This is a genomic window from Vibrio lentus, assembly GCF_002875945.1.
In the GTDB taxonomy this organism is placed as follows: domain Bacteria; phylum Pseudomonadota; class Gammaproteobacteria; order Enterobacterales; family Vibrionaceae; genus Vibrio; species Vibrio apostichopi.
In genome coordinates this window covers 1-10,486 of the sequence record NZ_MCZK01000108.1, presented here as the reverse complement: position 1 = coordinate 10,486, position 10,486 = coordinate 1, and the positions used below count along the sequence as shown (strand labels likewise).

General features: G+C 40.5%; 7 protein-coding genes. All 7 read right to left on the bottom strand.

Annotation, left to right across the window (positions count from 1 at the left end; translation table 11 throughout):
• Positions 1-276: 276 nt before the first annotated feature.
• Entirely contained in the window at positions 277-795 is a 519-nt protein-coding gene (locus BCT49_RS10380) for a reverse transcriptase family protein (RefSeq protein WP_241908054.1), read from the bottom strand.
• An 88-nt stretch (positions 796-883) separates the two neighbouring features.
• Complete coding sequence (gene mads1 / locus BCT49_RS10375; RefSeq protein WP_102416605.1) at positions 884-1,057, bottom strand: methylation-associated defense system helix-turn-helix domain-containing protein MAD1; 174 nt, start codon at positions 1,055-1,057, stop codon at positions 884-886.
• A gap of 152 nt (positions 1,058-1,209) precedes the next feature.
• Positions 1,210-4,452: a DEAD/DEAH box helicase gene (locus BCT49_RS10370; protein ID WP_102435146.1), complete on the bottom strand. Its 3,243-nt coding sequence runs from the start codon at positions 4,450-4,452 to the stop codon at positions 1,210-1,212.
• 41 nt (positions 4,453-4,493) lie between these two features.
• The gene (locus BCT49_RS10365; protein ID WP_102435145.1) at positions 4,494-6,317 is read right to left on the bottom strand and encodes a phospholipase D family protein; all 1,824 of its coding nucleotides are present in this window, start codon (positions 6,315-6,317) and stop codon (positions 4,494-4,496) included.
• A complete protein-coding gene (locus BCT49_RS10360) occupies positions 6,301-7,554 on the bottom strand; it encodes a DUF6361 family protein (protein ID WP_102435148.1) in 1,254 nt (417 codons plus the stop codon). The genes BCT49_RS10365 and BCT49_RS10360 overlap by 17 nt, the downstream gene beginning before the upstream one ends.
• Before the next feature lie 187 nt (positions 7,555-7,741).
• A complete protein-coding gene (locus BCT49_RS10355; RefSeq protein WP_241908053.1) occupies positions 7,742-8,566 on the bottom strand; it encodes a DNA/RNA helicase domain-containing protein in 825 nt (274 codons plus the stop codon).
• Positions 8,567-9,023: 457 nt separating this feature from the next.
• Positions 9,024-10,486 (bottom strand): methyl-accepting chemotaxis protein (locus BCT49_RS10345; protein WP_102435143.1); only part of this gene is annotated, 1,463 nt, incomplete at its 5' end.

The window sequence follows — 10,486 nt, the reverse complement described above, 5'->3', positions numbered from 1 at the left end:
ATTCACTATGCCACTTCAGATAGACTCATTGACTGACTACCTTTCGCCAGTATCTGATAGGTACGAAGAAGACCGTATCTGTAAAACATATATTTAGTATAAATTGAAATGGGCTCATTAAAAGCCCATTTTTACATGAAACACTTAACCAATATTAAGGGCTAAGAACATTCCCTGCGACAATTACCTACCGCGGCCTTATTACTTTCACGCATACCAAGAATCGACAGCATCAATCAGCTCAGCTGTATTTCTCACCTACTCATATTTGTTATGCTAATAAACCTTAGTGCCTACATGAAAGCAGGTAAGGTGTCCTTGTAAACGAGGCAGATCATCTTCACAGACTTTTCCTTGTTCAAGCATATATTTAAAAGCCCTAATTTTATTACGATAACCTTTGGTTAGAACAACTTTATGTTCCTTGACTAACAACCCGTGGACTTTGAGTCTTTGCCCCTTATCTGCATCGGCAAAGAATGTTTTATCTCGGTTTAACGAAAAAGAACTTTGTTCAAATAAGCTATCAAGAGCTTGCGGAAGCTCGTCATTAAAAGGACCTGCTCCAGAAAACACAATATCATCAGCGTAACGAGAAACTTTCAAGCTATGTTTGTCTGCCAAGCATAGGAGTTCTCTGTCTATACCTTGCATGACAAGGTTTGATAAGACGGGACTTGCCGGAGAACCTTGTGGTAAAACGTTATCTAGTGTGCATAAGTTCGCAATGAGTTCTGATGACTCAGGTAAATAACCAATGCTTACCAAAGCTTCTGAGACCTGCTCTGATGACACTGAAGGGAAGAAGCGTCGATTGGCCCCGTAATGATGTGGGCCGCATGCCAAAGGTGCGCTTCTAAGTCTTTGAGGTTTATTAATGTCATTACTTGCTCTTATTCTCTTCTATCCACGCCTCAAGGTCTTCACGTTTGAAGCGCCAAGAACCGCCGACTTTGAAACCAGGAAGCTTTCCTTCGCTTGCTAATCTATATGCTGTTTTTTCGGCCAACTTTAGGTAAGCAGCCACCTCTTTCAAGGTTAAAATTTGGTCTACCATTCAGAGTGTTATCTCATGTTGGTTTTATTCATCAGAACTGATGTTGAGAGAATATGGGAAAATTGGGGAATGAACAATGATTTGGAGCCCAATACGAGATTGAGTGCATTAAAATAATACAGTCCCCACCAGTAAAAGCTGGTGGAGAAAAATTAAATAGCATTCAACGGGGCAAGGTCGATGATCAACGAGTCCTTTACTCGATTAAATCCTTCACTTTCTATATTGCAGGCTGTGAAGCTTTCCAAAAGTTCTTGTTGCCTTGGCTGTCCAAATGCTAAGCGATAGAGCACCAGTATTTTTTTTACTTCTGCGTATTTTGCAACTTCCTTACTCATTGGGTAAGTCGGTACAATTCGTTCAATTTGAGCCGTCCCATTAGGAGTAAACCAGTACGGCTCTAAATCACTCGTTTTGTTCGTATCACCATTGGCTGCTTGTTCAAAGAGCTGCCCCCAAACATCCGCTTTATTGCCAATATCTAGCGTGTAGTTTTCTGCTATACGTTGACGAACGACAAGCGACTTATACCTGTTCACCCGCCCTTCTCGTTGCTCAATATCGATGGGATTGTTGGGTAAGTTCCAATGAACGACTCGACGGCAATACCAATGAAAGTCGAGCCCTTCTTGACCTATCGATGTAGAACTCAAAACGAATGGTCGGAACGGGGAGTTAAACGCGTCACGTACACTCACCACTCGTTTCAAGCCACTATCATCATTGAGTTTTTGATTACCGAGCGGAACAGCAAAATGACAACGCATCGACGATGAACATTTATCTTTTGCTTTTGTTCTACTTTCCCAGAAATGAACTTGTTCAGATGAGCTTCGTATTCCCATCGCATGCTCAAGTTTACTCGTTGCTGCATGTAAATCACTGCCTGATGTCGCTAGTAAGTGACAATATTCATCGAGCATTGATTGATAATTACCATGCGCGCAATAAACCAAAACCTTATACCAAGCAGGTGAAGCTGTCTGCCCTGATATCAGAGTGTGTTTAATGTTACGTTTCACGATTGGGATAGCGTACTCATGGTTAAATAGCCTGGTTGTAAGCTCAGCAAACTGGACAGAGTAATTAACCAAGTTAAGTTCATCGGTGCTTTCTGACCACAGAGTTTGAATGGTCCTCAATGCGCAGGTAGCAGGATTCGCTAAGCTGGAGTATGCCAACACTGTGGCCAAGTCATCAGGCATTTTACCTAAAGACAATGAATCACAGTCCTCAAAGTACTGCTTAATTTTGGCAAAATGCTTAATACGGCCTTCTGTGTTCAAGCGAGACTCAATCACCTCTAACCAATTCTCGAAATGATCTATCTTCCCAGCTTGTCGATCCAGCAGCATAGGTGCGAGTACATACCAATCGCTATTTGTCTTGTCATAACTTTCGTATTGCTTTAAATAAGCCAATTTACTCTGAATTAATAATGTTTGTTGTGCCAAAATCTCATCAAGGCTCCCATCGATATACGACACTTCAGCTAGAGACTTACAAGGATAAAGTAAATGCCAAACGTTGAGAGTAGATTGGCCTTCAAATCGAAGTAAAGGTGAAGCAGTCTTACCGCTATGATACTGCGGCCTTTTACCCTTCCCCTTTAATACTCGACGTTCAGCCTCATAAGTCCAAAGACAGCTTAAAGCCTTAGGTACAAGCGCCCACGATGAAAATAGCAACGTCTTGGTAAAATTCTCATTTCCTTTAAAAACACCGCCGAATTGATAGTAAGGTTTGCAAGGCGGAGACCAAAGCAAGTTCTCAGGCGATCGATCGAATATAACTTTACTTAATGCTTTGATCTTCGCATTCGGGGCACTTTGTTCAACGTTCAATTTATAGTTTTGAACATCGCTTTGAGATAGCCAAGCTTGAGTTTGCTCGCTGCTTCGGGACTTTCTAAGCAACTTTCGTACATCAGGGTTATTGATATTACGGTGGTACAATTCTTTAAAAGCATAACCATTGAGGAAAGAGATAGCCCAAGGTGCTGACTTAGCAAACTCTATAAGAGATACGCCTCCTCGCCCCTTAGGCAAGGCAGTGTTTAACGCTTCGATCGCTCTGTAACCTTGAACTTCTTCAACTCCAAAGTCAGAACCGCAACATAGCTCATTGGAATGAATAAGCTGCTCAAAACCTTTGCTAATTTGGCTTCGTTCGGTTCTGGCAATATACTCCCGCAATAACTTTTCGACTGAACGTGCATTGGTTTCACTGATAGATTCAAAATCTGAAAAGCCTGACGACAGGGTTAACATATCATCATGAAGAAGATTACGACTCATTTCGTATTGAGATATAAAATCCACGTCATTGTGTGATAAAAAATCTAGTAACTTATGCAGTTGTTCATGATGACTGCTTTCATCGTCCTCATCGTTAATTGTCGTCATCGCTTTAAAAGGCGTTGCCGATAACAAAAGTACTTTGGATTTTTCCTTTTTGGTTTCGCCCTTATCATTAAATACCTGCCTAGCAATTAATGACTCTTCAGAGTCTGAGCTTTGGTCTGTTAACGATTGAAAACGTTGGAACTCGTCTAGGATGAACAAGTCTGCTTGCAAGCTTCCAGCACAACAACGCGCCACCAGTCGACGAATTTCCACTCTAAAATGGTAAAATAGATGGCTAGTTTCATCGGTTTCACCTGAGTCTTCAATCCAACAATTAACGAGGAAGAGTGCAGCCTCTTGAAGTGATGCAAAGCGTTCGTTTAACACTCTAGATTCACAAGGCATAGTCAAGCGGCTTTCAAGCTGAGATACAACTAACGGATCTGTATCAAAATATTGATCCAGATACCTCAATTCATCTTCCCATCGATCCTCTCTGGTAATCTGGTTGGTTTTGAATAGCTCACGAACTGGTTTCACGACTTCACATAAGTTAGTCGTTTGAGACAACAGAACAGCTAAGATCGCTCTTTCCCGACAGTTACCCGCCCCCGCTGTTAATGTGAAGGAAGTCGAAGGTGTTAATGTACACACTTCAATTACGTGCTCATCGTTTATTTCTGAATGTTTGGGCTTGAGAGCCAGTTCAACCAGACGCCCAAATGTTGATGGCTTCACCCATCGCTTTGCATCTTCACCATTAAAGAGCGCCAGCTTTTGGCGATTCTCATCTGCCAATGCAAGATTGGAACATATATAGATGACACGCATCGATTTAATCGTATTGACCCCAACATGCCTTTTCAGTAATTGAGCAATGACACCTTTGGCGACGATAGTTTTTCCTAACCCCACCTCATCAGCAACAAGTATTCGATGGCTATGTTCAACTAGTTGATACTTATTAATAGTCTGATCAACGGTTGCCTTTTGAAAGTCCTTAAGACCCGCTAATACACCGTTTAGTTGTTCTACAATCTCGTGTGTCATAACTTAATTATCTTCTTATTCTTACGACTATTTATGAAGTACTACTTGGATGGCACAAATGATGAGAACACGCCCCATAACGTCTTGAACTCATCTGGAATAATCCTTTCATCGACTTGCGCTTGCAAACGATCAATTCTCTCAAGCAACTCTGGACTTAACGCAGCTGCTCGCATCAGTTTTTCGTAGATCACGCTGTCTTTAGTGAAGAACACACTACCAGCACCCTCAACGCCCCCTTTTTGCAAACTGTTCATCAAATCTTGCTTACTTGGGTCGATATGTAACAGCATCGCGATATAACTCATAAACTGCGCGCGATTTTCAAGTAATTCATTGGTAATTGCCTTTCCACGATCCAAGTTACAATTAAACGTAATTTGAGCTTGAACGACTAAGTTCTTAGCCACTGAATCGTTTTCTGATATTTCAAAATGAATTAGCGCACTAATTTGGGAAGGTTTAAGACCGTCCCAGATAACTTCACAAGCTAGTGGACGAGGCTGAGACGCGCTCAATGTAGAAACCTTAACCTCAAAATTCGACGGAATATCAACCTGAGTCCCCTTTAAGGTCAACTGATATTCATCGTCACCGTTCGTATTAACTTCAAGTTTCCAATCGGTCTTAATTAGGCTGAACTCTAATAGACGGAGGACTCGATCAGAGTCTTCTTCTTCAATTTGTTCTAGTTCGCTGAACTCATGCTTTGTGAATAAGCCAGTTCCGTACTCATTAACCCATTGTTCAATCAATGAATGAACACCAATTTGATCTTTAGATCCCGTTAAACGAAGCATGAATTCACTATTACGCGGGGAACTAGAGTTGTCGCCCATAGCAGCTTGAGTTGTATTCGCCGAACCAAGGTGCCAGCTGGAAGTAGAGTCAGTTTCATCTACAACCAATAGCTTCGCATGTAAATTGAGGTCATTCTCTACAAATGGGGACTGGTCCATTTCCTCATTTTCTTCTGCATCGACCAGGTGTTCATTCAGTGCATAACAGTGCCAACCATCCAAGACTTTCTCACCAACCATGTCGAGCTCTTCTTTGCGGCTAAATAAGTAACGTTGGTCCTCAGGAGCAAAGGTACTGAGCCAGTCTAAAGCTCCTACTTTGCCACCACCTCGGATAAAAGGAGAGACTGCAAGCATAGTTTGATTACCATTCTCTAAACGGATTGGATGCCGTCGTTTGTTGCTCTCATCAAAAATGGTAGAGAGAAAACCGAGTTCACTGATGTTATCTGGCTTATCCCAAAGCACTCTAACTAACTCTTGCGGGTCAATCATATCGTCAAATGATTTCGTTGATGAACTACTGTAAATCTCATCAAAAAAGTCAATCAACGGACGATTGGCTGGTTTTCGCTTCCCTCTTGATTCTCCGTTAATTACAGCGCTAAGATCCCAACTTCGATCAAAAGTTAAATTACGTGATAAAACTATCAAACGGTATTTTACGTTTTGATTTTCATTTGGGCTTTCAAATCGAAGTAACCACAGTTTTGGGTGAAATGATGAAAACGCAGAGTTCGACTCTCCTGCGTTTGGAACTACTGGAATAAGACTGCTTTCCAACAAGCCAAATAAGCTGTTGTACTTATCTGGCAACTTAATATTGCCTTGTTGGTAGAAAACCGTAAGTTTATCTCCCAACATTCCTAACGCTTCCAACAGCGCAATTCTCATGTGCTCAACCGAACCTTCTAAGGTATGGCCAAAACACATGGCAATAGGCACTGTCAGTAAAGTATTCAAGTCCAAGCTATACGTCGTTGCGATAGCATGAGTAAGCTCATAACCTTCGGGAGCGATAAGCTGTTCGCCATAATCTAAGCGATTTTTATCCGGCACTAACATCTAGCCCCTCCTGGATATCTTGTAAAATGACTCTGGCAGAAGGCCAACGAAATTCTAGTTTGCGCATTCCAACCCACTTTTGGTTTTCACTGAGGGCTTTTTTCAGCAAACACCGTGCCCCTTTATTTGCTACCGCTTGCTGCTTCACACATGCATCCAACTTATCGACAGAGACATTCTCGCGAATCAAGGTACACCAGTTTTCGATAAACTGACGTGTGCGATTGTTTGCGCTTTTATGTGGTCCGAAAGCAAACTCATACCAGTTGTCGATGCTCTGCTGTTCAAAGCTCGTAGGCTGTTTATGAGCTTGGTTCAACCAAACATCAAACTCTTCATTTAACTGTTCAATCAGTACGATATTTTTGGCACGTTGGGCTATGAGGATGTTGTAACGAATATGAGCGCCTTCAAGAACAAAGCTAAATTCCAGCGCTTTTTCAAAACATGTTTTCGTTTGATCGGAAATAGGAAAACCTTTTAACTTTTCATAAAGGGCTTCGGCCTGCCATCCATTATGGACAACCATATCAGCCACTTGCAAAGCTTCACCAACAAGGTTGTGCTTGAATAACTGAGCAGGGACACTATGTTCAATCTTACTCGATAGCTGTAGTTTATTTTTGAGGTAATCAGCTTCTTTACGTGTAAGTTTTATTGATACTTGGTTTAACCAAGATTCACTGTAACCATCGGGTTTCGTCATCAGTTGCGCAATATCAGAATGCTGCCCATCGTCATCAATATGGGTTTCGCTCTTGTTGTTTGCTAGCTCTTGGTACTGGTTAACAAACTCTTTTAAAGACAGCTCCGTATTAGCGATAGATAACTGGCGTAATCCGTTCCAATAAACCGAAGATGGCTTTCGAGCAACGCCCTTTTCTAAACTGTCTTTACCAATAATCCCATAAGGCATATCGTGTTGATGGTTTTCAACTAAACATATAGCTAATCTATCTTCTTGCTGGCTAATATATTCAGCCAGAAGAGGACGCTCATTAGGCTCTAACTTACGGTAGTCATGAAATATATAGGGGATAGTGACAAAGTACTTAGCGCGGGTTTGGATAGTAGAAAAACCCGGAAAAAGCTGATCGGCAAAAGCATCCCTGATTTGTCCTATACCCAACTCATCAAGTGTACCTTTCTCTTGTAACATTGAGAGTACTTGAGATACGCGTTCTCGTTCTGTAGATGAAAAATCTATCCAGCCAATTAGACTTTTTTGTCGGCTCACTCTTACCCCACTCTCGTCTTAAAAAGTCAAAACTCAGCTTAGTCATTAAGAATGGCAATGACATTCAGACTACAAACTAAGCAAACCATTGGATAATAATATGAATCGGCCAGTTAAAAGCTGTTCTAAATCATAAACATTAAATTTAAGAAATGCCATTCCGTAATTAGATCTTAAAAAAAGTAAATTAGATCACCCGCATTCCACAGCTTTTTAAGTATTCGAAAGTTTCACCATCATCGCACTTAATCACTAGCCCACTACGACCTCGACTAAGTAGTACTCGATAACTCCCTTCTGTGTAATGGTTATATTGGCGACGATGACGATTGTCCTCGGACAGAACGAGTAGACCATCTCGATATAGCAAGTCGTTCCCCCAATTAAACAGCGCCAAAGACAACTCTAAACCCTGGCAACTAAACTCCGTACACGCAGCCTCAAATCGACAACATGAGTTCTTAGAGCTTGGAGGCTCTACGTACCACGGGCCAATGTTCTTCCCTACCTTAAACTTGTCTTTTTGTACTTCATCGATGAACTTGCCACCACGGCTCGACATCAACCAGCCACTTCTAAAAGCGTCAGGTTTACAATTTCCCTCATGCAAAGTGTTTTGTAACTCAGATGCGTAACTTTCGGCCGAATCTTTGCTTTGTGTGACACACAATGGATAGTGAGCTTGAATGGTTAAACAAACTTCACGTGCGCGCTCTGGGTTATTAGAGAGAACTGCTTCAATCCATTTATCTAAGTCTTCGGTATATGACTGGCGAATCGGTGTCTTTAGATTAAATACGTCCTTCTTGATTGGACTTATAAGCTTCATCTTATTGGCATGTAATGAAGGCATTACTGGCGTCACTCTTCGATCTTGCGTACTAACGGCAACATCGAGATCCGCTAGCATTTGATCTAACTGCATTTCATTACGATGAATAGCCTGCCCATCACCAACCAGAAGAACCAAAGCACCAAAAGGTTGTTGAGATAGCCAGTTGCAAAATAGCATTAGTTCCGAGGGTGACTTTGAATCCTGTACTGTATGGAATCTTATCAAGTAAAGAGCCGAGTTATATTCATCCATGTATATTTCTACGTAACTTATCACTCCTTAAAAATAACGAAAACAGGATAAAACATAAAGTTGTCAGGCATGCGGACACCCCTATCGCTGATAAACTTTCCGATATAAGCGGCAATGATACGGAAACAATTGAAAGTATAATAACGAAAACCTCACATCCAAATCCTAATATTGGATGTCGATTAGTAAATGTAGCCCATCGATAAGCCATGTTTGAACTCCCCTAATTTTACAATAAACATTCTATTTACACCTTCATAATTTGTATAGCGAAAAATAATAACTGCTATAAGCTCACGCATAAATAGATCATCAACACCTTATAAATATATTCTAAACAACATCCCGCCCACAATAAATCCAACACTAGCTTTCAAAGTATTTAGAATCTTTCTATCGTTTTTTTCAGCTCGACTAAGCTATCAACACTATTATTATGTTGTAATTTACTTAGTTTTACTACATCACACGAATTCTCTGCTTTGCTATAAATTGAAATAATATTCTTGTTAATTTCTTCTGATACGCATACTTGCTCTTCTATAGCTACTGCAATTTGATTATTCCTATCAACGACATCTTGAACCTTACAATTCAAAGAAGATATGCTTTCAAGTGTTGACCTAATTGTGCTTTGAGTAAGTAGGGACTTCTCTTGCCCTTTAGTTACCGCAGTCACTGATTGGTTACTTCGTTGACATAACTTCTCTATTACGATCCGGATTTCATTAGTCGATTTTCGTGTTTTTTGAGCTAGAGCTCTGACTTCATCAGCAACAACTGCGAAGCCTCTTCCTGAGTCACCAGCCCTTGCGGCCTCAATAGCTGCATTAAGAGCAAGTAAATTAGTTTGCTCAGATATAGAATTAATCATATCAACAACAGAATTTATCTTTTGAGTATCGAATGCGACCTGTTGTGACATTGTTGAAATGCTATTTAATTCGTTAGCTAGTCCCACAAAACTCGATTCAACTAGATTTAGTTGTTGTTGACAGTATGAAAGATCTTGTTGCGCATTGAACGTCGACTCTAATGTAGCTTGTGCATTTTGAGAGATCTCACTTGAGGCGGCTTGCATTTCATGAATTGCTGTTGCGACCATATCGATGTCAGCCTTCTGATTTTCAAGGTTTTCAGATACGGCTACATTTGACATTAGAGCCTCGTTTGCCTGTTGTAGTGTAAAATCACAGGATTCACTTACTGAAATACGAACTCTACCTAATAAAGAGTTTGAATATTGTTTTTGGGCTTTCATTGCCAATTGAATTTCAGATAAGTCATCGACTTTTCCAAAATATATTTGTTCCATAAGAGGATTATGGTATTCACTGCGAGCTGATTTACAAATCTTATCTAGTCGACGAGTCAGAGCATAGATAGATAGTGAACTAAGTAAAAGATAAAGTAGCAACAATTGAAATATTGTAAGGTTCAGTGAAAAGTAAACATTATACGCAACAAAAGAACAAGTACTTGATAGTAATACTTGACGCTGCCACAATCGGGTTTTTGGAAATATTAACTTAAGGGGTTTTTTCCCTCTATTTAAGGTGCTATAAGCTTTATCTGCTCTTTCAATATATTCCTTCTTTGGCTTAACGCGCACAGACTGATACTCAACAATTTCACCATTCTCTTTTAAAGGACTAACAAAAGCATCAACCCAGTAGTAGCCTCCATCTTTTCGTTGATTTTTAACCATACCCATCCAATTATTTCCAGATTCAATATGGCCCCATAGGTTTTTAAAAGCTGCTTTAGGCATATCAATATGGCGAATTACATTATGATATTTTCCAACTAAATCTTCACCATCATAACGGCTTTGTTGCGTAATTC